27 protein-coding genes are annotated in these 26,753 nt (G+C 64.2%); 15 read left to right on the plus strand and 12 right to left on the minus strand.

Annotation, left to right across the window (positions count from 1 at the left end; translation table 11 throughout):
* Positions 1 to 138 precede the first annotated feature (138 nt).
* Positions 139 to 1,572 carry a metalloprotease TldD gene (gene tldD, locus FHS78_RS10235; RefSeq protein WP_167093855.1) on the plus strand — a complete coding sequence of 478 codons (1,434 nt, stop codon included), beginning with the start codon at positions 139 to 141 and terminating at the stop codon, positions 1,570 to 1,572.
* 439 nt (positions 1,573 to 2,011) lie between these two features.
* Here the strand turns inward: tldD and FHS78_RS10240 are convergent, their stop codons facing one another.
* From FHS78_RS10240 to FHS78_RS10250, 3 genes are all read right to left on the minus strand, one after another.
* Positions 2,012 to 2,425, minus strand: coding sequence for a VOC family protein (locus tag FHS78_RS10240; protein WP_246220443.1), 414 nt, complete (start codon positions 2,423 to 2,425; stop codon positions 2,012 to 2,014).
* 103 nt (positions 2,426 to 2,528) lie between these two features.
* Positions 2,529 to 3,893 (minus strand): glutamate--cysteine ligase, encoded by a 1,365-nt coding sequence (locus tag FHS78_RS10245; RefSeq protein WP_167093857.1) that lies wholly within the window; start codon positions 3,891 to 3,893, stop codon positions 2,529 to 2,531.
* A gap of 143 nt (positions 3,894 to 4,036) precedes the next feature.
* The gene (locus FHS78_RS10250) at positions 4,037 to 4,834 is read right to left on the minus strand and encodes a 16S rRNA (uracil(1498)-N(3))-methyltransferase (protein WP_167093860.1); all 798 of its coding nucleotides are present in this window, start codon (positions 4,832 to 4,834) and stop codon (positions 4,037 to 4,039) included.
* A 69-nt stretch (positions 4,835 to 4,903) separates the two neighbouring features.
* Between FHS78_RS10250 and FHS78_RS10255 the strand changes: the two genes are divergently transcribed.
* From FHS78_RS10255 to FHS78_RS10270, 4 genes are all read left to right on the plus strand, one after another.
* Positions 4,904 to 5,413 (plus strand): NUDIX hydrolase, encoded by a 510-nt coding sequence (locus FHS78_RS10255; protein ID WP_167093863.1) that lies wholly within the window; start codon positions 4,904 to 4,906, stop codon positions 5,411 to 5,413.
* 11 nt (positions 5,414 to 5,424) lie between these two features.
* Positions 5,425 to 6,336, plus strand: coding sequence for a 4-hydroxybenzoate octaprenyltransferase (ubiA, locus tag FHS78_RS10260; RefSeq protein ID WP_167093865.1), 912 nt, complete (start codon positions 5,425 to 5,427; stop codon positions 6,334 to 6,336).
* A gap of 2 nt (positions 6,337 to 6,338) precedes the next feature.
* Positions 6,339 to 6,785, plus strand: a complete 447-nt coding sequence (locus FHS78_RS10265; RefSeq protein ID WP_167093867.1) for a GNAT family N-acetyltransferase — start codon at positions 6,339 to 6,341, stop codon at positions 6,783 to 6,785.
* A 333-nt stretch (positions 6,786 to 7,118) separates the two neighbouring features.
* Entirely contained in the window at positions 7,119 to 7,724 is a 606-nt protein-coding gene (locus FHS78_RS10270) for a prolyl hydroxylase family protein (RefSeq protein ID WP_167093869.1), read from the plus strand.
* Positions 7,725 to 7,895: 171 nt separating this feature from the next.
* Here the strand turns inward: FHS78_RS10270 and FHS78_RS10275 are convergent, their stop codons facing one another.
* On the minus strand, positions 7,896 to 9,161 hold the full coding sequence (locus tag FHS78_RS10275) for an MFS transporter (RefSeq protein ID WP_167093870.1): 1,266 nt from the start codon (positions 9,159 to 9,161) through the stop codon (positions 7,896 to 7,898).
* Positions 9,162 to 9,381: 220 nt separating this feature from the next.
* Here FHS78_RS10275 and FHS78_RS10280 point away from each other — a divergent pair, with 220 nt between their 5' ends.
* Both FHS78_RS10280 and FHS78_RS10285 read left to right on the plus strand, forming a co-directional pair.
* Positions 9,382 to 9,795, plus strand: a complete 414-nt coding sequence (locus FHS78_RS10280) for a hypothetical protein (protein ID WP_167093872.1) — start codon at positions 9,382 to 9,384, stop codon at positions 9,793 to 9,795.
* Positions 9,796 to 9,832: 37 nt separating this feature from the next.
* The gene (locus FHS78_RS10285; RefSeq protein WP_167093874.1) at positions 9,833 to 11,761 is read left to right on the plus strand and encodes a linalool dehydratase/isomerase domain-containing protein; all 1,929 of its coding nucleotides are present in this window, start codon (positions 9,833 to 9,835) and stop codon (positions 11,759 to 11,761) included.
* A 272-nt stretch (positions 11,762 to 12,033) separates the two neighbouring features.
* Here FHS78_RS10285 and FHS78_RS10290 read toward each other — a convergent pair whose 3' ends face one another.
* Together FHS78_RS10290 and FHS78_RS19600 are read right to left on the minus strand one after the other, a co-directional pair.
* Complete coding sequence (locus tag FHS78_RS10290) at positions 12,034 to 12,741, minus strand: hypothetical protein (protein WP_167093876.1); 708 nt, start codon at positions 12,739 to 12,741, stop codon at positions 12,034 to 12,036.
* Positions 12,731 to 12,859, minus strand: coding sequence for a hypothetical protein (locus FHS78_RS19600; protein WP_281356633.1), 129 nt, complete (start codon positions 12,857 to 12,859; stop codon positions 12,731 to 12,733). Before FHS78_RS19600 ends, FHS78_RS10290 begins: the two co-directional genes overlap by 11 nt.
* A gap of 405 nt (positions 12,860 to 13,264) precedes the next feature.
* On the opposite strand from FHS78_RS19600, the gene FHS78_RS10295 reads away from it, so the two are divergent.
* The 5 genes from FHS78_RS10295 (at position 13,265) to FHS78_RS10315 (ending at position 18,966) form a co-directional block, all read left to right on the plus strand.
* Positions 13,265 to 13,447: a hypothetical protein gene (locus FHS78_RS10295; protein WP_167093878.1), complete on the plus strand. Its 183-nt coding sequence runs from the start codon at positions 13,265 to 13,267 to the stop codon at positions 13,445 to 13,447.
* 345 nt (positions 13,448 to 13,792) lie between these two features.
* On the plus strand, positions 13,793 to 14,461 hold the full coding sequence (locus FHS78_RS10300) for a TetR/AcrR family transcriptional regulator (protein WP_167093880.1): 669 nt from the start codon (positions 13,793 to 13,795) through the stop codon (positions 14,459 to 14,461).
* The gene (locus FHS78_RS10305) at positions 14,458 to 15,486 is read left to right on the plus strand and encodes a fatty acid desaturase family protein (RefSeq protein ID WP_167093882.1); all 1,029 of its coding nucleotides are present in this window, start codon (positions 14,458 to 14,460) and stop codon (positions 15,484 to 15,486) included. Before FHS78_RS10300 ends, FHS78_RS10305 begins: the two co-directional genes overlap by 4 nt.
* A gap of 243 nt (positions 15,487 to 15,729) precedes the next feature.
* Positions 15,730 to 16,791 carry a phosphotransferase gene (locus FHS78_RS10310; protein ID WP_167093884.1) on the plus strand — a complete coding sequence of 354 codons (1,062 nt, stop codon included), beginning with the start codon at positions 15,730 to 15,732 and terminating at the stop codon, positions 16,789 to 16,791.
* A 150-nt stretch (positions 16,792 to 16,941) separates the two neighbouring features.
* Positions 16,942 to 18,966 carry a PAS domain-containing sensor histidine kinase gene (locus FHS78_RS10315; RefSeq protein WP_167093886.1) on the plus strand — a complete coding sequence of 675 codons (2,025 nt, stop codon included), beginning with the start codon at positions 16,942 to 16,944 and terminating at the stop codon, positions 18,964 to 18,966.
* Positions 18,967 to 18,976: 10 nt separating this feature from the next.
* Here FHS78_RS10315 and FHS78_RS10320 read toward each other — a convergent pair whose 3' ends face one another.
* The 6 genes from FHS78_RS10320 to FHS78_RS10345 all read right to left on the minus strand — a co-directional run bounded on the left by FHS78_RS10320 (position 18,977) and on the right by FHS78_RS10345 (position 24,041).
* The gene (locus FHS78_RS10320) at positions 18,977 to 19,618 is read right to left on the minus strand and encodes a glutathione S-transferase family protein (RefSeq protein WP_167093888.1); all 642 of its coding nucleotides are present in this window, start codon (positions 19,616 to 19,618) and stop codon (positions 18,977 to 18,979) included.
* 124 nt (positions 19,619 to 19,742) lie between these two features.
* A complete protein-coding gene (locus FHS78_RS10325) occupies positions 19,743 to 20,981 on the minus strand; it encodes an acyl-CoA dehydrogenase family protein (RefSeq protein ID WP_167093890.1) in 1,239 nt (412 codons plus the stop codon).
* Positions 20,982 to 21,145: 164 nt separating this feature from the next.
* Positions 21,146 to 21,580, minus strand: coding sequence for a nucleoside deaminase (locus tag FHS78_RS10330; protein ID WP_167094121.1), 435 nt, complete (start codon positions 21,578 to 21,580; stop codon positions 21,146 to 21,148).
* 225 nt (positions 21,581 to 21,805) lie between these two features.
* The gene (locus tag FHS78_RS10335) at positions 21,806 to 22,345 is read right to left on the minus strand and encodes a PAS domain-containing protein (protein ID WP_167093892.1); all 540 of its coding nucleotides are present in this window, start codon (positions 22,343 to 22,345) and stop codon (positions 21,806 to 21,808) included.
* 195 nt (positions 22,346 to 22,540) lie between these two features.
* Entirely contained in the window at positions 22,541 to 23,032 is a 492-nt protein-coding gene (locus tag FHS78_RS10340) for a GNAT family N-acetyltransferase (RefSeq protein WP_167093894.1), read from the minus strand.
* Between the two features lie 31 nt (positions 23,033 to 23,063).
* Positions 23,064 to 24,041 (minus strand): GIY-YIG nuclease family protein, encoded by a 978-nt coding sequence (locus FHS78_RS10345; RefSeq protein WP_167093896.1) that lies wholly within the window; start codon positions 24,039 to 24,041, stop codon positions 23,064 to 23,066.
* Between the two features lie 137 nt (positions 24,042 to 24,178).
* Between FHS78_RS10345 and FHS78_RS10350 the strand changes: the two genes are divergently transcribed.
* The 3 genes from FHS78_RS10350 (at position 24,179) to FHS78_RS10360 (ending at position 26,676) form a co-directional block, all read left to right on the plus strand.
* Positions 24,179 to 25,153 (plus strand): pseudouridine synthase, encoded by a 975-nt coding sequence (locus FHS78_RS10350; protein ID WP_167093898.1) that lies wholly within the window; start codon positions 24,179 to 24,181, stop codon positions 25,151 to 25,153.
* Positions 25,128 to 25,709: a 16S rRNA (guanine(966)-N(2))-methyltransferase RsmD gene (rsmD, locus tag FHS78_RS10355; protein WP_167093900.1), complete on the plus strand. Its 582-nt coding sequence runs from the start codon at positions 25,128 to 25,130 to the stop codon at positions 25,707 to 25,709. Before FHS78_RS10350 ends, rsmD begins: the two co-directional genes overlap by 26 nt.
* Before the next feature lie 106 nt (positions 25,710 to 25,815).
* Entirely contained in the window at positions 25,816 to 26,676 is an 861-nt protein-coding gene (locus FHS78_RS10360; protein ID WP_343041959.1) for a TIGR01459 family HAD-type hydrolase, read from the plus strand.
* Positions 26,677 to 26,753: the final 77 nt, after the last annotated feature.

Genomic DNA, 26,753 nt, shown 5'->3' on the forward strand with positions numbered 1-26,753 from the left:
TCGAGACGGGCCTTACGGCCCTCCTCAGGATGAGGCCGATCTAAACCCGAACCCTCATGCTGAGGAGCGGCAAAGCCGCGTCTCGAAGCATGCTGGCTCACACGCACACCATCAATCCGCCCCCGAAAGCAGAGCATCATGACCACCGAACCCGACGACCTCTTTTTCAGCCAGACCGGCCTCGACCGTTCCCGCGTCGAAGCGCAGGTCGGCGAGGCGCTGCATAATTCGGACGATGGCGAGCTTTATCTCGAATTCCGCCAGTCGGAGGCGCTCGGCTTCGACGACGGCCGCCTCAAGACGGCGAATTTCGACACGCAGCAGGGCTTCGGCCTGCGCTGCGTGGCGGGCGAATCGACCGGCTATGCCCATGCCTCCGAACTCTCCGAAGACGCGCTGAAGCGCGCAAGCGATGCCGTGCAGGCGGTGAAGCAGGGCGGCAGCTTCACGCTCGCCGAGGGCCCGGCGCGCACCAACACGCATCTCTATTCCGACGACAACCCGCTCGGCGCGCAGAGCTTCGAGGAGAAGGTGAAACTCCTTTCCGAAATCGATTCCTATGCCCGCGGCAAGGACCCGCGCGTGCAGCAGGTCTCCGCTTCGCTTGCCGGCGAGTGGCAGGCGGTGGAGATCATCCGCGCGGACGGCGCCGTGGTGCGCGACATCCGTCCCCTCGTCCGCCTCAATGTTTCGGTCACGGTCGGCGAAGGCGAGCGGCAGGAGACGGGCTCCTATGGCGTCGGCGGCCGCATGGGCTACGACATCTTCATCGCGCCCGACCAGTGGCAGTCGCAGGTGGACGAGGCGCTGCGTCAGGCGCTCGTCAATCTGGACAGCGTCGCCGCGCCCGCGGGCGAGATGGATGTGGTGCTCGGCCCGGGCTGGCCCGGCATCCTGCTGCATGAAGCGATCGGCCACGGGCTCGAGGGCGATTTCAACCGCAAGAAGACCTCCGCCTTTGCAGGGCTCTTGGGTGAGCGCGTCGCCGCGCCCGGCATCACCGTCGTCGATGACGGCACGCTGGCCGACCGGCGCGGCTCGCTGACCGTGGACGATGAAGGCACGCCCACCTCGCGCACGGTCCTCATCGAGGACGGCATTCTGAAAGGTTATATGCAGGACCGTCTGAACGCCCGCCTGATGGGCATGGCGGCTACCGGCAACGGACGGCGCGAGTCTTACGCGCATCAGCCCATGCCGCGCATGACCAACACCTACATGCTCTCGGGCGACAAGGACCCGGGCGAAATCCTCGCTTCGGTGAAGAAGGGCCTTTACGCCGTCTCCTTCGGCGGCGGCCAGGTGGACATCACCTCCGGCAAATTCGTTTTCACCTGCACCGAAGCCTACATGATCGAGAACGGCAGGATCGGCGCGCCGGTGAAGGGCGCGACCCTCATCGGCAACGGCCCGGACGTGCTGACCCGCGTCTCCATGATCGGCAACGACATGAAACTCGACCCCGGCATCGGCACTTGCGGCAAGGGCGGCCAGGGCGTCCCCGTCGGCGTCGGCCAGCCGACGCTGCTGGTGAACGGCCTCACCGTCGGCGGCACGGCGCAGGCGGCGTAAGGTTCAAGACGGCCGATGCCACCTTCTTCACCTCCCCCCTTGAGGGGGAGGTCGGAATGCGGAACGCATTCCGGGTGGGGGGATGCAGCCTTGCCATGCATCGCAACGCCTATATCCGGCGCGCCACCCCCTCCCAGCCCTCCCCCGTCAAGGGGGAGGGTTTTGACACCGATGCCCTGCTTCCGCCGGGATGACGGCCTTTGTTGTGTTTTTAGAAACCAAAGAACTCAGTGTCGTCCCGGCACTCGTTGCCGGGACCCATTGGCCTTCCCCGCAATCCTGCAATTGCTCCTCACCCTGAGGAGCGGCAACGCCGCGTCTCGAAGGGCGAGGCCCGGCCCCATCGCCATCCTTCGAGACGGGCCTTACACCCCTCCTCAGGATGAGGTTTTGCCAGAGGCGATGCAAGCACCCCATCCGTAGACGGAATACCTCCCCCTCACCCTTTCGAGCTGTGGCAGACCGCCTGGATTTTGTTGCCGACGGGATCGCGCACATAAGCGCCGTAATAGTTCGGGTGGCAATAGGCCCGGAGCCCCGGCGCGCCCTCGTCGCTGCCGCCATTCGCCAGCGCCGCCGCGTGGAACGCATCCACCGCCGCGCGGTCCGGCGCCAGAAAGGCGACATGCCCGCCATTGCCCGGCACATGGGCCTCGCCGTTGAACGGTTTCAGGATAAAGACCTTCGGCCCCGTCGCCGTGCCATAGCTCAGCGTGCCGTCCATCTTGAAGAAGGGCTCGATGCCAAGCGTTGCCAGCACCGCGTCGTAGAAAGCTTCGAGCGCTTGCGGCTCATCCGCCCCGATGGTGACGTGACTGAACATGGGCTCCCCTTCCCTGTTGCGCCAACCCATACTTGTCATCCCGGCCTTGTGCCGGGATCCAGGGGCAACAGACTCAGTGCTTGCGGCCCCTGGACCCCGGGACGAAGCCCGGGGTGACAGCATTCTCTAAATCCTAAAACGCGAACTCGTCGAAAACCGGCTCCACCGAGCCGTTCCAGCGCCCGTTATAAAGCGCGAGCAGTTCTTCCGCGGGCGTGCGGTTCATGTGCACGATGTCTTCCAGCGTCGAAAGGAAGATCGTCTCGTCCGCGCCCGCGCCGTCGCCCTGCGCCCGCGCGGTCAGCCCGGCGCGGGAAATGTTCAGCACCTGCTTGGCCACATCGCCCAGCGTCCCGCCCCGGAAGGGCGTGTTGAGGCCGGTGCGTGGCACCTCGTTGCGCAGCGTCTGGCGTTCCTCGTCCGTCCAGTCCTTCACCAGGTCCCAGGCCGCGTCGAGCGAGTTCTGATCGTAGAGAAGCCCGACCCAGAGCGCGGGCAGCGCGCAGATACGGCTCCAGGGTCCGCCATCCGCGCCGCGCATCTCCATATAGTTCTTGATGCGCGCCTCGGGGAAGATCGTCGTCAGGTGGTTGTTCCAGTCGCCCCGCGTCGGCAATTCGCCCTTGAGGCCCGGCAGCTCGCCTTTCAGGAAGTCGCGGAAGGATTGCCCCGTCACGTCGATATATTTCCCGTCGCGGAAGACGAAATACATCGGCACATCAAGCGCATAATCGACCCAGCGCTCGAAGCCGAACCCCTCCTCGAAGATGAAGGGCACCATGCCGGCGCGCTCATTATCCGTATCGGTCCAGACATGGGAGCGATAGGAGAGATAGCCGTTGGGCTTTCCTTCCGTGAACGGAGAATTTGCGAATAGCGCCGTCGCCAACGGCTGCAGCGCCACGCCCACGCGCAGCTTCTGCGCCATGTCGGCCTCGGACGAGAAGTCCAGGTTCACCTGCACCGTGCAGGACCGGTACATCATGTCGAGGCCCATGGTCCCGACCTTCTTCATGTACTCGGTCATGATCTTGTAGCGGCCCTTGGGCATGACGGGGATCTCGTCGCGCCGCCAGTTGGGCGTGAAGCCGAGGCCGAGAAAGCCGATATCGTGTTCGGCGGCGACTTCCTTCACCTGCGCCAGATGGTCATGCACTTCCGAACAGGTCTGGTGCAGGTTTTCCAGCGGCGCGCCGGACAGCTCGAACTGGCCGCCGGGCTCCAGCGAGATATTGCCCATCCCCTCGCCTTCCAGCCCGATCAGATAGCCGTCTTCCTCGATGGGCTTCCAGCCGAAACGCCGCATGCCTTCGAGAATCGCGCGGATGCCGTGTTCGCCGTCATAGGCGACGGGCGAATGGTCTTTCAGGCGGAAGGGAAATTTCTCGTGCTCGGTGCCGATGCGCCAGTCCGCTTTCGGCTTGTTGCCGCGCTCCAGCGCCCAGATCAGGTCGTCGCGGCTGGAAATGGGCTCAGGCCCTGCAACCAGGATACTCATGGATAGGCCCCTTCCCGGACTTTCAGCCATACTCGGCTTTAGCGGCCGGCGCTTCCCGAGTCAGAGGCCCCAGAAGTGATCCGGTCTTTCAATTCGCCAAGATGTAGGAGCGGATGGGCGTTGAGGCAAGCCCCTGATGCTCCTCACCAATCGCCCAGAATGAGCCCCGTCACGGCAAGCGCCGCGATGGCCGCGGTATCGGCCCGCATGATGCGGGGGCCGAGCGAGAGCGCGGTCGTGTCTTTTCGCGCATGCAGCATCTCGCGCTCTTCCGGCGCGAAGCCGCCTTCCGGGCCGATCACCACCGCCAGCGGCCTGCCCCTGAGCCCTTCTTTTTCGAGCCGTTCCAGCACGCCCCGCGCGCCGCCCGGTTCCTCGCTCTCGTCGCAGAAAAGGATATGCCGTCCCGGCGCGATCTCGTCCCAACGCTGGATAAGCGAATCGAGTTTTTCCATTTCGCGCGCTTCCGGCACCGCCACGAGGCCGCATTGCTCCGCCGCCTCCACCACATTGGCCTGCAACCGCTCGTCCTTCACGCGGGAGACGATGGTGCGCCGCGTCTGCACGGGCTGGATGACGCTCGCGCCCATTTCCGTCGCCTTTTGCGCGATGAAGTCGAGCCGCGCCTTTTTCACCGGCGCGAAAAGGAGCCAGATATCGGGCAGCGGCTCATGCGGCCTTGTCTGCGTCTCCACCGCCAGCGTCACCGCCTTCTTCGATGCCGTTTCGATTACCGCCGACCATTCGCCGTCGCGCCCGTTGAAGAGAGCCACACGCGCGCCCTCGCCCATGCGCATCACATTCACGAGATAGTGAGACTGGTCCTTGCCGAGCGTCAGCGACGCGCCCCCGGCCAACGCCTCGTCGACATAAAGGCGCGTCTTTCCGGTGGCACAATGCGCCGGGGCATGTTGCGGGGGGCTGTCTTTATCGTCCTGCATGAAGGCTTGCCTGATGAATCGTAAGCGGCGAGTGTCGCACGGACGAAAGATCAGGATAAGAGGGAGGTCATGAGCGAAATCCGGAAAAGGCCCACCGCCCGCCTCCTGCCCTTCTCGCCGGACGGCCGCCTCCTTCTCGTGCGCATGCATGACCCGAATGTCGGCGGGGCGGAGGGCCATGTCCTCCGCGAGCCTTACTGGGTCACGGTGGGCGGCGCGGTCGATGAGGGCGAGACACTGGAAGAGGCCGCCCGGCGCGAGCTCCGCGAGGAAACCGGCCTCGACGGGACCACGGCAAGGCTCGGTCCGCCCGTCTGGTATACGGAGCATGTGCTGACCGTGCATGGCGAGAAGCGGTTGTTGCAGGAAACCTTCTTCATGGCGCAAGCCTTCACCACCGAGCTTTCCCATCACGGATTCGAGGACAGCGAGCGCGAGGCGATCCTGACCATGAAATGGTGGGCGCCCGCCGCGCTTCTGGAAAGTCCGGAAACGGTTTTCCCCACCTCGCTCCGCACGCATCTGCCTGCGCTTCTCAATGGCGAAATGCCCGCCGCTGTATTACACATCGACCCATGACCAATGAGCACATGACGCCAGATCGAGTCGCCGACGCCGCGCCGGAAAACTGGGTGGACGCCTATGCGCCCGCCTTCACGCGGCCCTATCTCAGGCTTGCCCGCGCAGACCGGCCCATCGGCACATGGCTGCTGCTCATTCCCTGCTGGTGGTCCATCGCGCTGGCCGCCGGCACCTTTCCCAATCTCTGGCTGATGTTCCTCTTCGCTATCGGCGCGCTCGTCATGCGCGGCGCGGGCTGCACCTATAACGACATCGTCGACCGCGATTTCGATGCGCAGGTCGCGCGCACGCGCTCGCGGCCCATCCCATCCGGCGCGGTGAGCCTCAAAATGGCCTGGGCCTTTCTCGCGCTTCAATGCCTCATCGGGCTCGGCATATTGCTGCTGCTCACGCCCTTTGCCATCGGGCTCGGTATCGCCTCGCTCGCGCTCATCGCCGCCTATCCCTTCATGAAGCGCATCACCTACTGGCCGCAGGCCTGGCTCGGCCTCACCTTCAACTGGGGCGCGCTGATGGGCTGGGCCGCGGTGACGGACAGTCTCGCGCGCGCGCCGGTCATCCTCTATGCGGCGGGCATCGCCTGGACCATCGGCTACGACACCATCTATGCGCATCAGGACAAGGAGGACGATGCGCTGATCGGCGTGAAGTCCACCGCGCTGCGCTTCGGCCGCGAGACGGCGCTCTGGATGTGGCTCTTCTACGCGCTCGCCGCTCTTGGCATCCTCATCGCCGGTCTCGCCGCCGGGCTCGGCTGGGGCTTCTACCTCCTCTGGCCGCTCGGCGTTCTCCACCTCGTGCAGCAGATCCTCCGCCTCGACACCGAAGACCCCCAGCTCTGCCTCTCGCTCTTCCACTCCAACCGCGATTTCGGGTTGATCGTGCTGGCCGCGATTATCGCGGGCACGCTGACGGGCTGACGATGGAAGAGTTGCGGCAGGGCACGTCGGACGATGTGCCTGCAATCAAAGTGCTCACACGCGCGGCCTATGCCAAATGGGTGCCTGTCACGGGCCGCGAGCCCCTGCCCATGACCGCCGATTATGACGACGCGATCCAACATCATCGTTTCGACCTTCTTCATATGGATGGCGAACTGGCGGCGCTCATCGAGACGGTCGCGAAGCCCGATCATCTGCTGATCGAGAACGTCGCCGTCGCCCCCCATTTTCAGGGCCGCGGTCTGGGCCGCCGGATGATGGCGCATGCCGAGACGCTCGCGGCCGGCGCCGGCCTTGCCGAAATCCGGCTCTACACCAACAAGCTCTTTGCCGAGAACATCCGGCTCTATTCATCGCTCGGTTACGTCGTCACCCGCGAAGAAGCCCTGAATGGCGGCACAGCGGCGCATATGAGCAAGCACCTCTGATTTTTCTCAGCTGTCATCCCGGCGAAAGCCGGGACCCACTCGCATTAGCCGCTTGCCGCAGCCGCCAATGGGTCCCGGCAACGAGTGCCGGGACGACACCTGTGCCTTTCGGTTTCTCCCGAAAACACAAAGAAGGCTGTCATCCCGGGACTTGTTCCCGGGATCCACTCACGTTGCAATTCGGGGAAACGTGGATTGGATCCCGGCTTTCGCCGGTATGACACTGCTGGTTGGGGGTCGGCGCCTGCTCCCCCCTTCCCTCTTGCCAAAACCGCCCTTTGCCCCCCATATCGGAAGCCTTGGCGGCAGGGGCCGCCTTTGGATGTCACGCCCATGCGTCCCGATCTCCTTCCCGGCCATTTGCAGGCCGGTTACGGCAACCGTCTCGCGCCCAATTACGTCACGCTGCCCGGCATTCTCTCGGCGGAGGAATGCGAACGGCTCATCGCGCGCTTCGAGACGCGCGGGCTGGAAGACGGCGGGCTCGTCGGCGAGGTCTCCGCGCCCGACATCCGCCGCGCCGATCTCGTCTGGCTCGATGCCGACCGCGCCGACCTATGGGTGCTCGACCGGATGATGAAACTCGTCGCCGACGCCAATCGCGACATTTTCGATTTCGCACTGGGCGGCTTCGACGAGGCCTTGCAGCTCACCCGCTACCGGGCGGATGCGCTCGGTCATTACGACTGGCATTCGGACCGCGGCGGCAACGGCTTTTCCCGCTTCCGCAAGCTCTCCGTCGTGGTGCAGCTTTCGCAGCCGGAAACTTACGAAGGCGGCGATCTGGAAATCAATGCGACCGGCCGGATCGAGGCGATGCCCCGCACGCGCGGCATGGCGATCCTCTTCCCCTCCTACGCGCTCCACCGCGTGACGCCGGTGACGACCGGCACGCGCCATTCGCTGGTGACATGGGTCCACGGGCCGAATTTCCGTTGATTTGAATTTCAGCGTCATTGCGAGGAACGAAGCGACGACGCAATCCATGCTTTGCCGTATCGCGCTGGATTGCTTCGCTGACGCTCGCAATGACGGCTTTCTTTGTGTTTTCTGCGGAAACCGAAAGAAAGTCGTTGCCCCGGGATGACACCTGAGCTTTTGGTGACGTTTCTACTTCTCCGGCGGCTTCACATCTTCCAGCCGGTCCACCTTGCGCAGCTCCGGGAAGAGCCACATCCACAGGCCCACCACGCCCAGCGTGCCGAGCCCGCCGATGATGACGGCGGGCACGGTGCCGAACCAGGCCGCCGTCACGCCGCTTTCGAATTCGCCCAGCTCGTTCGAGCCGCCGATGAAGAGCATTTCCACCGCGCTCACCCGGCCCAGCATCACGCGCGGGGTGGCCAGCGGAATGATGGTGGAGCGCACATAGACGCTCACCATGTCCGCCCCGCCCATCGCCACCAGCGCGCCCAGCGACAGCAGGAAGTTCGTGGAGAGGCCGAAGACGATGGTCGCCACGCCGAAAAGCGCGATGCAGCCGAACATCCAGAGCCCGGTATGGCGCGAAGGCGGTTTCCAGATGATGAGGAAATTCACCAGAAGCGCGCCGATGGCCGGGCCCGAGCGCATAAGCCCCAGCCCTTCCGGCCCGACATGCAGAATGTCTTTCGCAAAGACCGGCAGGAGCGCCACCGCGCCGCCCAGCAGCACGGCGAAAAGATCGAGCGAGATCGCGCCCAGCACGATGGGCGTCCGTCGCATGAAGGCGATCCCCGCCATGACGCGCTCGACCCCGCTGATGGCCGGGCCTTGCGGCTCCTCCGCCGCCTGCGGTTTGCGGATCAGCGAGAAGGTGAGGCAGGACAGCCCGAAAAGCGCCGCGCAGCTTCCATAGGCCGCTTCCGGCCCGAAAATATAGATCGCGCCGCCCAGCGCCGGACCGGCGATCACCGCCACCTGAAAGGTCGACGAGCTGATGGCGATGGCGCGGGGCAGTTGCCGCGCGCTCACCAGCATCGGCACGAAAGACCGCGCGGCGGGCGCCATGACGGCGCGCGCGCAGCCGAAGACGACGAGCACGGCATAGAAATAGCCGGGCGTCGTCGCATCCGCGACCGTGAGCCAGATCAGCGCGCCCGCGCTTGCCGCTTCGGTCAGCGTCGCCGCGCCGATGATGAGGCGGCGGTCCACCCGGTCGGCAATGTCGCCCGCGGGCAGCGTCAGCGCCACCATGGGCAGGAACTGCGCCAGCCCCACGAACCCCAGCGCCAGCGCGCTGCCCGTCAGGTCGTAAATATGCCAGCCCACCGCCACCGACTGGATCAGCATGGCCAGCGTCGAGGCGAAACGGCCGGACAGATAGAAGACGAGGTCGCGATTGCGCGCGAGTTCGCCGAGCGTGGGTTGGGCCGTTTCGTCGGGTGAAGAAGTCATGATGGCGCGATTTTTTTCGCGTACCGCTTCACGCAGCGGCACGGCACGGGACCGAATTTCCTGCCGCAGCGGAACGCTCTCGCCCGGGCGGCGCGGACAAGTGGTTTACAGCCCGCGCCGCCCGCCGACAAACCCAATATGAATCGACGCGGCGCCTTTTTCGCTTCTAGACTGTCCTGCACGGACGACGCGACATCCATCGGGAGGAGGACGAGTCGCCATGCCCTGCTGCGCTTTCGCCGTCTTTCTTGTCAGCCAGATCGTCTGGCCGGTCCGGAAACTGCTGTCCTTCATGCCGTTCGGCGGCCGCCTCGCCATGGCCGGCGCGCCCGATGCGGGGTCGGCATGGCGTCCGGGTGAGACCGCCTCCGTTTCCAAAACGACGCCTACGTCATTTTTCTCGCGCCGTGGGCTCGTTCTCGCCCTGGCGCTCGAACTGACGCTGGCGGGCGGCGCGGCGGCCACCGCCTCCGCGTTTTCAGGCATCCCCTTTTCCCCCGCTTCGTCTTCGCAGGCTTCGTCATCGTCGGCCCCCTCATCGACCGCCGCCGAGCTTTTCGCGCGCTTCGATGCGCTTCATGCCCCGCTCTGCCGCAGCCTCGGCCTGCGGCCGGCGGAGGCCTCCTCAAAATAAGTCCCGTATTCAAGCGGGCCCGACAGGGAGATTTTTCATGAGCCTTCTCGACAACGATATTCTGACCATGCCGCGCGCCCGCACGGGCGAGCCGCGCGGCCCCGTCACCAATCGCCGCCTCATGCGCACGCTCCTCATTTATGGCGCGATGTGGGTCGCGGGCCTTATGCCCTTCCTGCTCGGTTTCTCGCCCTTCTGGCAGGGGGCGGGGCTCGGCCTCTGGGCGCCGGGCGCGGGCTTCATCGCCGTGGGCGGCTGGGCCATGCTGCTTTTCCCGCTCACCCTGGCGCTTTTCGCCCTGTCCGTCGTCGCCTGGTTCTGGGCCGGCATGGTCGTCGCGCCGGTCACGGTCTGGCTCGGCGCCGCGCTTGTCGCGGGCGGCATGATGGCGGGGCCCGCCTCGATCGCCGCGCCCGCCTTCGTGGCCGCGCTGCTGGTCGCGGGCGCCGTCTTCGTCGACCGCCGCGCGAAGACCCGCCGCGTCGCGCAGGAGGAAACGCGCAAAAGCCGCGACGCCTTCCTCCCCGCCTCGCTGGCGGAAGTGGAAGAGATGGTCGCCAGCACGCAGCCCGATCCGCGCACGCGCGAACTCAGCGGCGAGCAGCTCCAGTCCGTGCGCTATCTCCTCGACCGCGCGCTGCAACCGCTCGATGCGTGGAACGGCTTCAACATCATCGACCAGTTCCAGCCCGCCGCGCTGCGCTACCAGATCAATCATATGGGCTTCGCGCTCGGCATCGTGCAGGGCGCCTATACGCCCAACTTCACCGGCTATCTCGGCACCGCCCAGCGCAATCTCATCGAGAAATATCTGAAGCGGAAGGTCTGGGGCTACTGGGTTTACGAATCCTGCTGGGGCCATCTCAACTTCACGAATTTCGACCCGGCCGCGAAGGACAACATCATGCTCACCGGCTGGTTCGGCATGCATGTCGGCCAGTACATGCTGAACAGCGGCGACCGCCGCTATGAAGAGCCCGGCAGCCTCACCTTCCGGCTGAACGAGAAGACGGCCTACCCTCACGACTTCAACACCATCGTGGGCTCCGTCACCTCCAATTACGACCGCTACGCGAAGAGCTTCGGCCTCTTCCCCTGCGAGCCGAACTGGATCTATCCGATCTGCAATCATTACGGCATGAGCGCGCTCGCCGTGCACGACAATGTCACGCAGTCGGACTACCAGCAGCGCTATCTGCCCATGTGGCTCGAAAAGCTCGACACGGAATTCACCGATCCCTCGGGCTCCATCATCGGGCTGCGCTCCAAGCATACGGGGATCGAGTTTCCCTTCCCCGTGGGCGAGGCGGGCTATTCGCATTTCGCCGACATCTTCGCGCCCGCCCGCGCGCGACGCCTCTGGGCCATTGCGCGCAAGGAGATCGAACCGGCCATCGTGACGAATGCGGATGGCAGCGAGGAGATCCACCTGCCGGGCAAGGGGCTCGATCCGGGCAATTACCGCCCCGGTTTCGTGGCGGCCTTTGGCGGGCTTCTCGTGGCGGCGCGCGAATTCGGCGACGAGCGTATCGCGCAGGCCGCGCAGAACAGCCTCGACCGGCAATGCGGCCTCACCATGGAAGGCGGCGTGCGCAGCTATGCCACCGGCTCCAACATCGCCAACGCCAATGTCGCCATGGGCCGCATCATGAAGACGGGCGATTTCCGCCGTTCCTTCGTCGACGGCCCGATGGCCGAAACGAAGACCGGCCCGCTCCTGTCGGAGGCCGCCTATCCGGCGGTGCTGGTCGCCCGCGCCTACAGCCATGGCGAGGATCTGGAACTGGTGCTCCATCCCGGCAACGGGCCGGTGGAAGCCGACCTCGGCTTCAGCCGCCTCAAGCCCGGCGGCAGCTACCGCGTCACCGGCGCAAGCACCGAGACGCTTCAGGCGGACGAGAAAGGCGAAGCGAAACTCACCCTCAGCCTCTCCGGCCGCACCGAGGTCACCCTCACCCCGGCCTGAGCGTCATCGGCCCTATGAACCCCGCAGGACAGGCACCCCCCGCCTGCCCTGCGGGTGCCACCGCCATTGATCCCCCACCCAAGGTGTCATCCCGGCGAAAGCCGGGATCCATTCGCCTGACCCACCTGCCGCGGCCGCCAATGGGTCCCGGCAACAAGTGCCGGGACGACACCTGCGTTTTTGGCCTCATCGGAAAACAAAAAAAGGCTGCCATCCCGGGATCCACCCGCCCCGGCGGAGGCCGGGCTGTCGTTTTGGCCGCCGGCACATCTCTATTTGTCATTGCCGGGCGGAGACCCGGCAATCCAGCGCCCCATGCGAAGGAGGCGCCGCCAGCCGCGAAAATGTCCCCGCCGCGCCATTGATGTTCTGTCGTAATTTCGGAGAGTGTTCCGGCCCGGATCCGCTCCGCCATATGCCGCCACCAACGCGGATCGAAACTCGGGAAGCATATCCTCGAAGTCGAAATACGGCTCGCGACGATCGCCCGGCGCACAACCGATCGGAATCGCTTTCAACACTTCCTTGAGCCGCTTCCTCGTATCGGTGGAAACGGCTTCCCCAAGCGCAAGCACGGCAATATCGGTGTCCTGCTCGCAATAGAACGCCCAGTTCCCCTTGTCGGAGGCGGCGACATAGCGAGCCAGGACAAACATCATTTCGTCCGAAGACCCGATTTCCTCCAATGCGGCAAAGAAGTCGGACCGCTGCGTTCCTTCTTCAAGGAAGGTGCTCTCAACGCTTCGGCCGCGCACGACAGGCGTGCATCCGAGATTGATCACCGCAATCGCGCTTGCATCCTCGTCTCTCAGAAGGAGATTTTTTGCGTCGATGAACTCGGATCCGAACAATGCAAGCGATTCAAAGAAGAGATAATCGTCCCAATCCCCGGCAAATACCTTGTCGGGAAAGAGGGTATCCTCCTTGATCGACGCGATAGCGTTCGCGAACGCTCTCTCGGCAGGCGTTTCAGTCGCCATTTTGTGTCCTGTCATCCGGATCGTCGCCTACTGCTTCTTCCTGCGGACTGTTCCGGAACCAGTCGCCGATTTCCTTCGCCTTGCCGTGCAGCACTTTCACGCTCTCGGTGTTGCGCACCCGGTCATCACATGATGCTCGATCTGAAAGGAACCGCGTTATCGGCGCAAGCATCGATACCCTCCGGGCCGACGACAGGGGCGAGGCAAAACTCACCGTCAGCCTCTCCAACCGCACCGAGGTGACCCTCACCCCGGCCTGAGCGTCCTCACCCACGGCGGCGCCCCCTCCCCAAGGCGTCATCCCGGCGAAAGCCGGGACCCACTCGTCTGACCCACCTGCCGTAGCCGCCAATGGGTCCCGGCTTTCGCCGGGATGACACCGGGATTGGACGAATGCCCACCTGCGGCCAATATGCCGCAGTGTTTTCCGCTTGCATCACTACCGGCAATTCCCATATATGTTGCGTCGCAGCATGAATGGCGGTTCCGCTTTTGGGGCCGCTGCTATCGAATGGAGATCAACATGTTCAGGGAATGGCTTGATGCCGCCGCTTCGGTGGCCGGACTTTTCGCCGGCGTTCCCTTCTGGATCGAGCCCGTCGAGGCCGCATCCGGGCCCGTAGCCGCCGAAATGGCCGCGCGGGAGGCAGAGCGCGAGGCGTTCGACCAGGGCACCTTCGCCCTCTTCAGGCACGCCGCCGACTGACGTGCCGCGCCTTGCCGACGCTGCCGAAGCAGCTTTCATGAACCCCGGTTCCTTCTTTTGCATGTGCGAAGGAAGGCCGGGGTTTTTGTTCTGGGGCTGTCGCCCGGGACGGATGTCGTCCTCACCTCCCCCCTTGCGGGGGAGGTCGGAATGCAACGCATTCCGGGTGGGGGGCCCGCGGCGGCGCAGACCATCGCAGCGCTATCGTCTGTCGCCCCCCCTCCCAACCCTCCCCCGTCAAGGGAGAGGGCTTCCCGGAACGGCTCATCGTCATTGACCCCGAACCTGAACCATGGTTCATTCCCTCCTGAACGGCAATTCACTTAACGCTTGCAGAGGTTCGCATTGGCCTATCGCCGGACAGGGAAAGTCTCCGCCCGCCTCGCCGACAATCGGCGGCGCATTCTCAACTCCGCCCGCGAGATCGTGGCTGAAGGCGGATTCAGCGCCGCCCAGATGAGCGAGGTCGCGCGCCGCGCGGGCGTCGCCACGGGCACGCTTTACCGCTATTTCCCCTCCAAGGAGGATCTCTGCCGGCAGGTGTTCCGTGAGGTCTCGACCCGCGAAATGAACATCCTTGCGAATATCGCTTCAGAGGATGCGCCTGCCATGGAGCGGCTCGAATCCGTGCTGCGCACCTTCGCGGGCCGCGCCATTCAGGGCCGGCGTCTCGCCTATGCGCTGCTGGCCGAGCCGGTCGATGTAGGCCTGTCGGAAGACCGCACAAGGTTCCGCCGGACCCATGCGCAGGTTTTCGCGGGCATTCTCGACGACGCCATCGAGGCGGGCGACATCCCGCCGATCAATACGCAGATCGCGGCGGCCTGCATCGCGGGCGCCATCCCGACGGCGCTGATCGGCCCGCTCGCCCCTGAATCGCATGAAATCGAAGACCAGTCCGGCGCGCGCGTGCTGGACGATATCGTCGCCTTCTGCATGGCCGCGGTTCACGCCGCGCCCGGGACGGCAGCGCAAAAGAACGAGAAAACCGAAGAGCGGAGGATCGCATCATGAGTGCCCGTATGGTCAGCGCCGGCGAACTTTTGTCCCCCCAGCAACTGGCCGTGGTGCGCGAGCGCTCCGACCTGCGCGGCACATGGCTCGTCGTCCATGCCTGGGGCGTCATCTTCCTGTCCATGGCGTTGTTCGCCTGGTTTCCGAACCCGCTCACCTTCATCGCCGCGGTGGTGCTGATCGGCGGCCGCCAGCTCGGCCTCGCCATCCTCATGCATGACGGCGCGCATGGCATTCTGACCAAGAACCAGACGCTCAACATGTTCCTGAGCCAGTGGTTCTGCGCCTATCCGATGCTGGCCGAAACGGGCGCCTATCGCCGCTACCATCTGAAGCATCACGCCAATACGCAGCAGAAGGAAGACCCCGACCTCATCCTGTCGGCGCCCTTCCCCATCACGAAGAAGAGCTTCCGCCGCAAGGTCGTTCGCGACCTCACCGGCCAGACCGGCTATCAGCAGCGCAAGGCGCAATTCCTGAACGCCATCGGCCCGTCGGACTGGCCGCTGTCGCAGCGCCTCGCGAACTTCAACGAGAAGCTGGGCAAATCCGCGCTCACCAATGCCGTGCTTTTCGCCATTCTCTGGGCGGCCGGGCATCCCTGGTATTTCGTCACGCTCTGGGTCTTGCCGCTGCTCACCTGGCACCAGCTCATCACGCGCATCCGCAATATCGCGGAACACGCCATGGTGGACGATAACGACCCGTTCCGTTACGCCCGCACGACGCGCGCCAATCTCTTCATGCGCGCCGTCCTCGCCCCCTATTGGGTGAACTATCACGTCGAGCATCACCTGATGATGTGGGTGCCCTGCTACAACCTGCCCAAGGCGCAGGCCTATCTCTTCGCCAACGGGTTCGGCGAGCGCATGGAGATCAAGGACAGCTATTTCGACGTCATCCGCATGGCGACCTCGCGCCCCGACAGCGACGACAAGCCGGGCGAGCTCAAGCACAATGCCCGCCGCCGCCGTGTCGACGGCTCCATCGGCGAAGGCTTCGAGCCCAGCAAGGACGCAGCGTAAGCCCTCGAAATGACGCCGTCCTTCGAGACGGCCTTTCAGGCCTCCTCAGGATGAGGCCCGTATAGCGATACCCTCATGCTGAGGAGCGGCGACGCCGCGTCTCGAAGCAGCCGCGCATTCCCCCGAGGCATTTCGGGGCGCTCGCCATGACGATCGCAACCAAAGTTCAAGGCCCGCCTTTCCGGAGGTGGGCCTTTCCGTGTTAAACCTCTCCCAACAAGAAATTCAAGGGAGAGAGCGTCCATGAGCGCCGCAGAACAGGGCCAGGCCCAGCCTGAAATCACCGAGGTGCGCGAGGCGCATCGTTTCGACGTCAAGCGCCTCGAAGACTGGTGCCGCGAACATGTCGAGGGCTTTTCCGGCACGCTCGAAGTCCGCCAGTTCGAGGGCGGCCAGTCCAACCCCACCTTCCTGCTGACGAGTGGCGGCAAGCGCTATGTGATGCGCAAGAAGCCGCCCGGAAAGCTGCTCGCCTCCGCGCATCAGGTAGACCGCGAATACCGCGTCATGAAGGCGCTCGAAGATACCGACGTGCCGGTGCCGCATATGTATGCGCTGTGCGAGGACGACGAGGTCATCGGCACCGCCTTCTATGTGATGGAGTATCTGGAAGGCCGCGTCTTCGCCGACCAGACCATGCCCGGCTCCACCGAAGAAGAGCGCCGCGCGGTCTATGCCAATCTCGCCGAGAACCTCGCGAAACTTCATGCGGTGGATTACGAGGCGGTGGGTCTTTCCGATTTCGGCAAGCCCGGCAATTATTTCGAGCGGCAGATCGGGCGCTGGATCAAGCAGTATCGCGGCGCGCAGACCGACGACATTCCCTCCATGGAAAAGCTCATCGACTGGCTGCCGGCGCATATTCCCGACGAGCCCTCCGTCACCATCGCGCATGGCGACTATCGTCTCGGCAATGTCATGTTCCATCCGACCGAGCCGCGCATGATCGCCATTCTGGACTGGGAGCTTTGCACCATCGGGCATCCGCTGGCCGATGTGGCCTATACCTGCATGTTCGATCTGATGGCCGTCTCCGCGACCGCCGCGCCCATCGACCGGGGCGCCACGCCGGGCATTCCGACGGTGGAAGAATATGTCGCCGATTACTGCCGCCAGGCGGGCCGCGACGGCATCGAGGATCTGAATTTCTACCTCGCCTTTTCCATGTTCCGCCTCGCCTCGATCAGCCAGGGCGTCTACAAGCGCGGGCTGGACGGCAATGCGAGTTCGGAGCGCGCCCGCACCATGGGCGATGCCTGCCGCCATCTGGCCGACAGGGCATGGGAGATCGCGCAGTCGGACTGACGCTCCCAATCATGCTTAAGACAGGCTTAACGGCGCGGGCTTTTTGCCCCGCCAACAAGATGTTCTTAAAGAATCGCGCCTAATCTCTCCGGAATGAACGAAACGCCGTCCGCCCGGGCGGCGTGGACCAGTCCATTTCGGAGGTCGCGTATGCACCCCTCGAAGGCGCCGGAAACAGGCGCCCTCACCGAGGAAACGGAGCGCCCGGCGGCAGTGGCGGCAGATGCCGCCGCGCCCACGCCTGCGCCCCTGCGCGCGGCCGTGCGGCCTTCCGCGCCGCTTTTCCGCGCCCTGATCGAAAACGCCTCCGACATCTTCTCCATCATCCTGCCCGACGGGACCATCCGCTATCTGAGCCCGGCCGCGTCCGGCGCGTTCGGCTTCCCGGCGGAAGGGGCGGTCGGGCGGAGCATCTTCAACATGGTCCATCGCGAAGATCGCGGCCAGATGTTCGACGACCTGCAAAGCTGCGTGCGCTGTCCGGGCGAAACGGTCCGCACGCGCGCGCGCCTGCGCTCGGCGGACGGGTCGTGGCGCGTCATGGAAACGCGGGCGCAGAACCATATCGACGATCCGGAGATCGGCGGCATCCTGTGCATCTCGCGCGACGTCACCGAATCGGAGGAAATGGCCTCCCTGCTGCGCGAGGCCGAGGAGCTGGCGCGCTTCGGCCATTGGCGCTGGGTGAAGGGCAATCCCTCGCCGAGCTGGTCGCCGGGCGTGGCCCGCATTCTGGGGCGGTCCGTTTCCGGCATGCCGAAAAACGGCGACTGGTACGAGCAGCTCGTCCATCCCCATGACCGCGACGAATTGCTGTCGAAATTCATCGACGCCTTCGAAACCCATACGCCGATCCATTGCGTCACCCGCTTCCGCGTCTCCGACGGCACATGGCGCCACATCAAGATCCACGCCTATTCCGAGGTGGACGCGCATGACGAAATCGGCGCGCTTGTGGGCCTTGCGGAAGATGTGACGGAAGAGGTCCAGGCCGACGAGGCGCTGCGCGCGTCCGAGGCGCGGTATCGTCTGTTGACGGAGGAAGCCTCCGACGTCGTCGCGCAATATGCGCTGGACGGCACCGTGCTATACATCTCGCCCTCGGTGCAGTCGCTTTTCGGCTACCCCGCGGAAAATTATATCGGCTCGCCCTTCGCCATGCAGCAGGTCCATCCCGACGACATGCAGTGGATGCGGCCGGTCTTTCTGGAACTCGAGCATAATCGCGACATGGTTCGCTTCGAGTACCGCGCCAAACATGCCAATGGCGAATATATCTGGGTCGAGACCACCATGCGCGCCACGCGCAATCTCGACGAGGACGGCAAGCGGGTGGAGATCATTGGCGTCACGCGCGACATCAATGCGCGCAAGGCTTATGAGGCGGAACTCAAGGAGGCGCGCGAGCGCGCGGAAACCGCCAGCCGCACCAAATCGCGTTTCCTCGCCAATATGAGCCACGAGCTCCGCACGCCGCTCAACGCCATTATCGGCTTTTCCGAGATCCTCAACCTTCAGATGTTCGGCGAGCTCGGTCACGAGCGCTACAAGGAATACGCCCAGCTCATCAACGAGAGCGGCCAGCTCCTGCTCGATCTCATCAGCGACATTCTCGACATGTCGAAAATCGAGGCGGGCAAATACGAGCTGCACCCGGAAGAAGGCGACATGCGCCAGATCGCCGAGGCGACCTTGCGTCTGGTACGCGCCCGGGCAGATGAAAACCGTCAGAAGCTCGACCTCGTCGTGCCGGGACCGCGGCCCCTGCCCATCGTCGCGGATATCCGCGCAGTGAAGCAGATCCTCCTCAACCTTCTTTCCAATGCCGTGAAATTCACCCCGCCCGGCGGCGTCATTTCGGTCGGCATCGCGGAGAAGGACGAAGGCTACATATTGACGGTGAGCGATACCGGCCCGGGCATTCCCGAAAGCCAGATCGCCCGGCTGGGCCGGCCCTTCGAGCAGATTTCGGGCAATGCCTCCATCGCCCAGCAGGGCACCGGGCTCGGCCTTGCGCTGGTGCGCTCGCTCGCGACCATGCATGGCGGCAGTTTCGGAATCGAAAGCGAACTCGGCCGCGGCACCTGCGTCACGGTCGCTTTGCCCGCCGTGCCCTATTGCGCGCTCGACCGCGAGACGGAGGCGGACGCGGCGCTTCAGGCGCAGGCAGGCTGAGCCCTCCCCCTCAGATCCCCATGAACTGCTTCAGCGCGACGTCCATTTCGGCGAGCACATGGCCGCAATGCGGGTCGTCATGCATCGCCTTGTAATAGCTCGCCACGCGGGGGTAAGCCTGAAGCGGCTTTTCCTCGCCGAACATCGGCCCCAGACGCTCGAAGAAGAAGAGGATCGGCACCAGCGCGCAATCGGCAAAGCTCAGCGCCGCGCCGACCGCATAGGCCGAGCCGTCCAGATAGCTGTCGAGCCAGCCCATGCCTTCCACGACCTCGCCCATGGCGCGCGCCACCAGGTTCTTGTCGCGGGTGCGCGGGTCGATCTGGTCGAAGAGATCGCCCATCGGCTCCATCACATAGATTTCGCCGATGCGCGCCAACAGGCGGACCTGCGCCCGCGCGGCGGGATCGGCGGGCAGAAGCGCCGGCCCCTCGCCCTTCTCCTCGAAATATTCGCAGATCACGTCGGATTCGGGGATCACATGATCGCCGTCGATCAGCGTCGGCACCTTGTGCATCGGCGTCAGCGCGGCGAGCCTGGCCTTCACCGCATCGTCGGAAATCGGCAGCAGTTCCACATCCAGCCCCTTGGCCTGAATGGCGATACGGCAGCGGGCCGAATAGGGCGACAATTGCGCGTTGTACATCTGCATATGAAGGCGCCTTCTCAGATATTTCGTCCGGACAAGCAAATGGCCGGCCCCGGTTCCCCGGCACCGGCCATTCGGTTCGTATCAGCGTGCTCCGCTCATACCGTTTTCACCACGTATCCGCGGATCACTCGGCGGCGGCGCGCAGCTTGTCCTTGTGCTTCTTGAATTCCAGCCGCGCGATGGTGCGGTTATGCACCTCGTCCGGGCCGTCCGCCAGACGCAGCGTGCGAATGCCGGAATACATCTTGGCGAGACCGAAATCGGTCGTCACGCCGCCGCCGCCATGGGCCTGGATGGCGTCGTCGATCACCTGAAGCGCGATGCGCGGCGCGGCGACCTTGATCATGGCGATCTCGGTCCGGGCGACCTTGTTGCCCACCGTGTCCATCATATAGGCGGCCTTCAGCGTCAGAAGGCGCGCCATCTCGATGTTGGTGCGGGCTTCGGCCACGCGCTGTTCCCACACGGAATGATCCGCGATGGTCTTGCCGAAGGCTTCGCGCGACAGCAGGCGCTCGCACATCTTTTCGAGCGCGCGCTCGGCCACGCCGATGGTGCGCATGCAGTGATGGATGCGCCCCGGGCCAAGGCGCCCCTGGCTGATCTCGAAGCCGCGCCCTTCGCCGAGCAGCAGGTTCTCCGCCGGCACGCGCACATTTTCGAGGAGCACTTCCGCATGGCCATGCGGCGCGTCGTCATAGCCGAAGACCGGCAGCATACGGACGACCTTGATGCCCGGCGCGTCGAGCGGCACGAGAATCTGAGACTGCTGACGATAGGTGTCGGCTTCCGGGTCGGTCTTGCCCATCAGAATGGCGATCTTGCAGCGCGGGTCGCCCACCCCCGACGACCACCATTTGCGGCCGTTGATGACATATTCGTCGCCGTCGCGCTCGATGCGGGTGGAGATGTTGGTCGCATCGGAGGACGCCACCGCCGGCTCCGTCATCAGGAAGGCGGAGCGCATCTCGCCCTTCAGCAGCGGCTCCAGATATTCCTTCTTCTGGCGTTCGTTGCCGTAACGCTCGATCACTTCCATATTGCCGGTGTCGGGCGCGGAGCAGTTGAAGACTTCCGACGACCAGCCGACGCGGCCCATGATCTCGCACAGCGTCGCATATTCCAGATTGGTCAGCCCGCCGCCGCGTTCGGAATCCGGCAGGAACAGGTTCCACAGGCCGGCTTCGCGCGCCTTCGGCTTCAGGTCTTCGAGAATCTGCGGCACCTGCCAGGGATTGCCCTGCGCGCGGAACTCGTCCATCTGCTGCTGATAGGTGGCTTCGTTGGGATAGATGTACTCATCCATGAATTTGTTCAGGCGGGCCTGAAGCTCTTTCACTTTATCGGAATAAGCAAAATCCATATCGCTCCCCTTTCTTTTTTGTGTGTTGGAGGAACTCCGTGGAGTGCGGAGCCCCGATTGCAATGCGAATGGGCCGGACTCTAACGGAGGTCCCGGCGTAAATCACGCATAAAGCCGTATCGGGGGTGAGGTATTCCGCCGCTGCCGGCGAACGCGCCCGGCGCTCAGGCGCGGCGCGCGGCGAAGAAGGCGCGCAACATGGCGGCGGCGTCACTTTCGCCGATCCCGCCATAAACCTCCGGCCGGTGATGACAGGTCGGATGGGAAAAGATGCGCGGCCCGTGATCGACGCCGCCGCCCTTCTCGTCCGCCGCGCCGTAATAGAGGCGGCGAATGCGCGCGAAGGAAATTGCTGCGGCGCACATAGGACAGGGCTCCAGCGTCACATAGAGATCGCAGCCGGTCAGCCGTTCGGAGCCGAGCCGTTCGCAGGCCGCGCGAATGGCCAGCAGTTCCGCATGCGCCGTCGGGTCCTTCAGCTCCAGCGTCCGGTTCCCGGCCCTGGCGATCGGCTCGCCCGCGGGCGACAGGATCACCGCCCCGATCGGCACCTCGCCACGCCCCTCCGCCGCCCGCGCTTCGGCAAGCGCGAGATCCATCGGCGTGGGTTTTTGCTGTCTATCGGCGGCGTCGCTCATGGGCGGAACCTATCACACCTCAACGGTGTCATCCCGGCCCTCCTTGCATGCGAAGGTGGCCGGGACCCATTGGCGGTGCGCCTAATAGGAGTGGCGAGTGGGCCCCGGCAACAAGTGCCGGGACGACATCGATGTTTGGGTTTTCCGCATACGCCAAAAGCACGCTGTCATACCGGGCTTGTCCCCTCAGGTCACCGCAATGGGCTCGGCGGGAACGCCGGCGCCTATGTCGATCCATCCGGCGGACCGGATTTCCTTGATCCGGAATTCGCCCGCCGGAACCATCCGCCCCACGCGCACCTGGGCGAGATGCGCGACGATGATGGTCGACTGCGCCGCGCGATTGGTCATCGGCAGGTCCAGCACGTCGAAATCGACGATATATCCTTTCGCCGACTGCGCGGTAATCACGAAATAGCCGCCGCAGGGCGTGGTGAGAATGGCGTCGCTCGCGCTCTCGAAGGCGCCGAAGGCGGAATCCTCCAACCGGTCCAGATAGCTCTGTTTGGTGGGGTCGAAGCCGATATCCTCGGTAATGCCGGTCCCGACCATGCGGAACTCGACCCTGTCGGCGGAGAAATATTCGACCATGAGGATGCGCGGCATGATCTTGTGGATCGCCAGCGGATCGAAGTCGGCGCGGTCGGGCATGAAGCCGGATTTGGGCAGGCTGTCCCAGTACTGAAAGAACCGCTTCGTCTCCGGATGAGCAAATCTGTCGGGCATGGCCTCCCCCTGTCGTCGCCCCCTATTCTCGCCCCCTGTCGTCGCTCTGTCGTCGCCCCTGTTGCCGCGCGCCCTCCTTGTCGCGCTCCCACGGGGCCCCTCGGCTCCAACCATCAAACCGCGCAAAGGTTAAATGTTTGGCAGCGACGATCCTTCGATCGCCGCGCGGGTCCGGAACGCCGACGGGAGAGCCCCTCACAGATATTTCCGCAGCTCCGCCGTATAGGGCCGGTAGCCAGCGCGCCCGTAAATATCCATGGCGCGGGCGTTCGCGTTCAGCGCGCCGATCATGATCTGCGTCAGCCCCAGCCGCCGCGCTTCCGCCTCGCAGGCCGCGATCAGCGCCTGCCCGACGCCCAACCCCCGCGCCGCCTCGCTCACGAAAAGCTCGGTGATATAGCCATAGCGCCGCTCTTCTTCCCTGACGAAGAGAGGCCCTTCCTCGACCACCAGCACGCCCCAGCCGATGACGTGACCGCCCTCTTGGCCCTCCCGCTCCGCGACGAAGGCCCGGCCCTGCTTGCGCGCCAGCTCCTCCGACAGCTCGGCGAAATATTCCTCCGCCACGGCCGGATCGAGCCGGCGATTGGGCTCGAATTCATGCTCGTAACGCTGCGAGCCCATGATGAAGGAAAGCGCGGCTTGCCTGTCGGCGGTGAGGTCGATGTCGCGGAGATGGAAGGTCATGAGGCAGAGGGTACGCTAACAAAAATGATAGTCATGACTTAGATTTGTTAATTCCACCCACGATGAAGAAATTTGCCGCGCCTGGAACACCAGAGAACTCCGCTTTAAGAGCGTCGCTCTCACCTAGAAAAAACTCCTTACCTAAGGGCTCGAAGCGCCGAGCAAATTTTTCTTTCAGTATATCTTCTGCGTCTTTGGCCGCTTGGCCGCTCGCATATGCAGCCGAATTGAGCGATATCTTCCATTCATACTTTGATGCGGGCGGAAAGCCTGCGTTCATCTCAGCGCACCGTCGCATTGGGTCATTTGAGAAGCCAACTTTCACAATCACCCCTTTGCCTACTTCATATGAAGGGCGCCCGAGGAAAGTCGAGACGTCTCCCTTTAGCTCCATCATATAAAGCCAGTGTTGTCCGTCCTCGTATTCGCTATTTCTGCTACCGAATGAGGGCTCAACCCCTCTAGAGGGAAAGAAAACTTCCTTGAGAGGGACTTCTTCCTCATCAGTGATTGCAACCTCTGGTTCGCCGTATACGTTCACTGCCTTCACAGGCAAGCGAAGAACCCTCTGCACCTCTTCTTCTGTCAGTTTCGCGCCTTGGCTCGCAATCACTCTTGCCCGATTGGTGGTATAGGTAGTTGACGCTAGATTCTGAATTTCGATTTGTCGCGTGACCCGCCATGCACGGCGTACCGGAAGGCCATAGGTCCACCTATGCCCCCAGCCACTCTCTCTTTTTCTACGCATTCCCTCGGTCGATGACTTTTCATGGTCCATAATTGGAATGGGGTCGATCTCCAGTACACCTAAAACCTGTCCTTGCTGGGAAATCTCGGTCTCTGCGGATGTCGCACCATAGATCAAGACAAGATCCCCAGATTGTGCTTCATCGAGCACACGCTTCCGGTCTCCCTCTCGGGTCCACCCAACATAACCGTCTTCCCAAGGTCCAAACCCCCAGAAAGCTCGTATCCATACTTTGGGTACTTCTTCGATAATTTTCTTCATTTCAGGCTCGCAAATGACGCATTAAAATTATTTTCCATATAAGCGCATTTTCCTCAGTATAGAAGGGTAGTAGATATCCGATCGCCTATAACTCCTCCCCACTTCCAGCCTCCCCCGCGCCCTGATAAAGAGAGCGCATGACGACACCCCCGGCGGACACGCCCCCGAAACCGCAAGCCCCCCCGACCGACGACGCGCAAGCGGCGCCTGAGGGCGAGCGCATTGCCAAGGTGATTGCGCGCGCGGGCGTCTGTTCGCGGCGCGAGGCGGAAAAGCTCATCGCCGAGGGCCGCGTTACCGTGGACGGGCGCGTGCTGGAAAGCCCCGCCCTCAACGTCACCGGGCGCGAGACCATCGTGGTGGACGGCCATCCGCTGCCCGCGCAGGAGCCCACCCGGCTCTGGCGCTACTACAAGGAGGCGGGGCTCGTCACCACGGCGCGCGATCCGGAAGGCCGGCCCACCGTCTTTTCCCGCCTGCCCAAGGACATGCCCCGCGTGGTCTCGGTCGGGCGGCTCGACGTGAACACGGAAGGCCTGCTGCTCCTCACCAATGACGGCGAGCTGGCCCGCCTGCTGGAACTGCCCTCCACCGGCTGGACGCGCCGCTATCGCGCCCGCGCCCATGGCCGCGTGACCCAGGCCGATCTCGACAAGCTCAAAAACGGCGTCACCGTCGAGGGCGTCCGCTACGGCCCCGTTGAGGCGGTGCTCGACAAGGCTCAAGGGTCCAATGTCTGGATCACGCTGTCGCTCAAGGAGGGGAAAAACCGCGAGGTCAAAAAGGTGCTGGGCTCGCTCGGCCTGGCGGTGAACCGGCTCATCCGGCTGTCCTACGGCCCCTTCCAGTGCGGCGACCTGCAACCCGGCGAGGTGCGCGTGGTGCCCAACCGCGTGCTGATGGACCAGCTCGGCAATAATGCGGCGAAATTCGGCGGAAAACTGCCCTCCGGCGGCGCGGCAAAAGAAACGAATACAAATTCACGACAAGGAAAGCCCGCCGGAAACGGCCGGAAACCGTCGCAAAAGGGCGGCGGCAAGCCCGGTGGCAAAACCGGTGGGGCTCGCAAGACAAAGGGTGGCGCCCATGCGCATCGTCGGCGGCGCGTTTAGGGGCCGCGCTCTTCATGCGCCGGAGGGGCAGCGTCTGCGCCCGACCAGCGACCGAACTCGCGAATCTCTGTTCAATATTTTGGAACATGCGAATTTCGGCGAAAATCTGCCGGATTTCACGCTGCGGGGCGCGCGCGTGCTGGACCTTTTCGCGGGCACCGGCGCGCTCGGCATCGAGGCGCTGTCGCGCGGCGCGGGCTTCGCGCTTTTCGTGGACGACAGCGCGGAGAGCCGTGGCGTCATTCGCGAGAACCTGGATTCACTCGGGATCATGGGCCGCGCCAAGATCTATCGCCGCGACGCCTCGCGCCTCGGCCCGCGCGAGGGAAGCGCCGGACCGGAATTCACTTTATTGTTCGCCGATCCGCCCTATGGCAAAAATCTCGCCGGCCCGGCGCTGACGACGGCGCTTGCCGGCGGCTGGATCGGCCCCGGCGCGCTCTGCGTCGTGGAGGAGAACGCCAAATCCGATTTCGAGGCGCCGGAGGGGTTCGTCGAGCTCGACCGGCGGCGTTATCGCGACACCGAAATCGTGTTCCTGACCCCTGCCGTTTGACCTCGGGCGCTATCTCGCCCGAACCTCATCTCTATCTTGCCCGAACCTCACTTCTATCTCGCCCGAACCATCGCTCAATCTTGCCCCGACAGAAGGATCCGCGCCCGTGCCCCTGATCTCCGGCCTTGCCGCCATTGCCGACAATTACGATGCGCTGCTCTGCGATGTCTGGGGCGTCCTGCACAATGGCAAGCGGGCCTATCCCGGCGTGCCGGAGGCGCTCGCCAATTTCCGGAAAAAGGGCGGAACCGTGCTGCTTTTGTCCAATGCGCCGCGCCCCTCCGCCGCGCTCCCGGCCATGTTCGAGCAGCTCGGCATCCCGCAGGACGGCTATGACGGCATTCTGACCTCGGGCGACGCGACGAAGGCCTGCCTCGCCTCGCACGAATTCGGCACCGCCTGCTACCATATCGGGCCGGAGCGCGACCTGCCGCTGTTCGAGGGGACGGGCGTTTCCCGCGTCGGCGAGGCGGAGGGCGCGTTCATTCTCGTCACCGGCCCCTTCGACGACGAGACCGAAGGGCCGGACGATTATACCGAACAATTTCAACGGCTTGCGGCGCGCGGCCTGCCGATGATCTGCGCCAATCCGGACATTCTGGTGGAGCGCGGCGAGCGGCTCATCTACTGCGCGGGCTCGCTCGCAAGGGCCTATGAGGAGGCCGGCGGGAAGACCGTCTATTTCGGCAAACCGCACGGCCCCATCTACGATATCGCGCGGGAAAAGCTCGCGGGCTTCCGGGGCGCGCCCGTCGCCGATACCCGCATTCTGGCCGTGGGCGACGGGCTGGCGACCGATATCAGGGGCGCGAACGGCGCCGGGATCGATGCGCTTTTCATCACCGGCGGTGTATTCGCGGGCGAGTGCGGCGACGATCCTGAACAGCCCGACCCCGATAAGGTACGGATTGTGCTGGCAAAACACGACGTCACCGCGGTCGGCGCCATGGCGCGGCTCGCCTGGTAGCGGCGACGGGACACTTGACGCTCGCGGAACGATCCGCCATCCCTTTGCCCGGTTCATATTCCGGCCAGCCAGTCTTT

Source organism: Parvibaculum indicum (assembly GCF_011762095.1).
Taxonomy (GTDB): domain Bacteria; phylum Pseudomonadota; class Alphaproteobacteria; order Parvibaculales; family Parvibaculaceae; genus Parvibaculum; species Parvibaculum indicum.

What these genes read in the sequence shown, in the direction of transcription:
- tldD (WP_167093855.1), top strand. Translation starts at nt 139, where the DNA reads ATGACCACCGAACCCGACGACCTCTTTTTCAGCCAGACCGGCCTCGAC.
- FHS78_RS10240 (WP_246220443.1), bottom strand. Translation starts at nt 2,425, where the DNA reads ATGGGTTGGCGCAACAGGGAAGGGGAGCCCATGTTCAGTCACGTCACC.
- FHS78_RS10245 (WP_167093857.1), bottom strand. Translation starts at nt 3,893, where the DNA reads ATGAGTATCCTGGTTGCAGGGCCTGAGCCCATTTCCAGCCGCGACGAC.
- FHS78_RS10250 (WP_167093860.1), bottom strand. Translation starts at nt 4,834, where the DNA reads ATGCAGGACGATAAAGACAGCCCCCCGCAACATGCCCCGGCGCATTGT.
- FHS78_RS10255 (WP_167093863.1), top strand. Translation starts at nt 4,904, where the DNA reads ATGAGCGAAATCCGGAAAAGGCCCACCGCCCGCCTCCTGCCCTTCTCG.
- ubiA (WP_167093865.1), top strand. Translation starts at nt 5,425, where the DNA reads ATGACGCCAGATCGAGTCGCCGACGCCGCGCCGGAAAACTGGGTGGAC.
- FHS78_RS10265 (WP_167093867.1), top strand. Translation starts at nt 6,339, where the DNA reads ATGGAAGAGTTGCGGCAGGGCACGTCGGACGATGTGCCTGCAATCAAA.
- FHS78_RS10270 (WP_167093869.1), top strand. Translation starts at nt 7,119, where the DNA reads ATGCGTCCCGATCTCCTTCCCGGCCATTTGCAGGCCGGTTACGGCAAC.
- FHS78_RS10275 (WP_167093870.1), bottom strand. Translation starts at nt 9,161, where the DNA reads ATGACTTCTTCACCCGACGAAACGGCCCAACCCACGCTCGGCGAACTC.
- FHS78_RS10280 (WP_167093872.1), top strand. Translation starts at nt 9,382, where the DNA reads ATGCCCTGCTGCGCTTTCGCCGTCTTTCTTGTCAGCCAGATCGTCTGG.
- FHS78_RS10285 (WP_167093874.1), top strand. Translation starts at nt 9,833, where the DNA reads ATGAGCCTTCTCGACAACGATATTCTGACCATGCCGCGCGCCCGCACG.
- FHS78_RS10290 (WP_167093876.1), bottom strand. Translation starts at nt 12,741, where the DNA reads ATGGCGACTGAAACGCCTGCCGAGAGAGCGTTCGCGAACGCTATCGCG.
- FHS78_RS10295 (WP_167093878.1), top strand. Translation starts at nt 13,265, where the DNA reads ATGTTCAGGGAATGGCTTGATGCCGCCGCTTCGGTGGCCGGACTTTTC.
- FHS78_RS10305 (WP_167093882.1), top strand. Translation starts at nt 14,458, where the DNA reads ATGAGTGCCCGTATGGTCAGCGCCGGCGAACTTTTGTCCCCCCAGCAA.
- FHS78_RS10310 (WP_167093884.1), top strand. Translation starts at nt 15,730, where the DNA reads ATGAGCGCCGCAGAACAGGGCCAGGCCCAGCCTGAAATCACCGAGGTG.
- FHS78_RS10315 (WP_167093886.1), top strand. Translation starts at nt 16,942, where the DNA reads ATGCACCCCTCGAAGGCGCCGGAAACAGGCGCCCTCACCGAGGAAACG.
- FHS78_RS10320 (WP_167093888.1), bottom strand. Translation starts at nt 19,618, where the DNA reads ATGCAGATGTACAACGCGCAATTGTCGCCCTATTCGGCCCGCTGCCGT.
- FHS78_RS10325 (WP_167093890.1), bottom strand. Translation starts at nt 20,981, where the DNA reads ATGGATTTTGCTTATTCCGATAAAGTGAAAGAGCTTCAGGCCCGCCTG.
- FHS78_RS10330 (WP_167094121.1), bottom strand. Translation starts at nt 21,580, where the DNA reads ATGGATCTCGCGCTTGCCGAAGCGCGGGCGGCGGAGGGGCGTGGCGAG.
- FHS78_RS10335 (WP_167093892.1), bottom strand. Translation starts at nt 22,345, where the DNA reads ATGCCCGACAGATTTGCTCATCCGGAGACGAAGCGGTTCTTTCAGTAC.
- FHS78_RS10340 (WP_167093894.1), bottom strand. Translation starts at nt 23,032, where the DNA reads ATGACCTTCCATCTCCGCGACATCGACCTCACCGCCGACAGGCAAGCC.
- FHS78_RS10345 (WP_167093896.1), bottom strand. Translation starts at nt 24,041, where the DNA reads ATGAAGAAAATTATCGAAGAAGTACCCAAAGTATGGATACGAGCTTTC.
- FHS78_RS10350 (WP_167093898.1), top strand. Translation starts at nt 24,179, where the DNA reads ATGACGACACCCCCGGCGGACACGCCCCCGAAACCGCAAGCCCCCCCG.
- rsmD (WP_167093900.1), top strand. Translation starts at nt 25,128, where the DNA reads ATGCGCATCGTCGGCGGCGCGTTTAGGGGCCGCGCTCTTCATGCGCCG.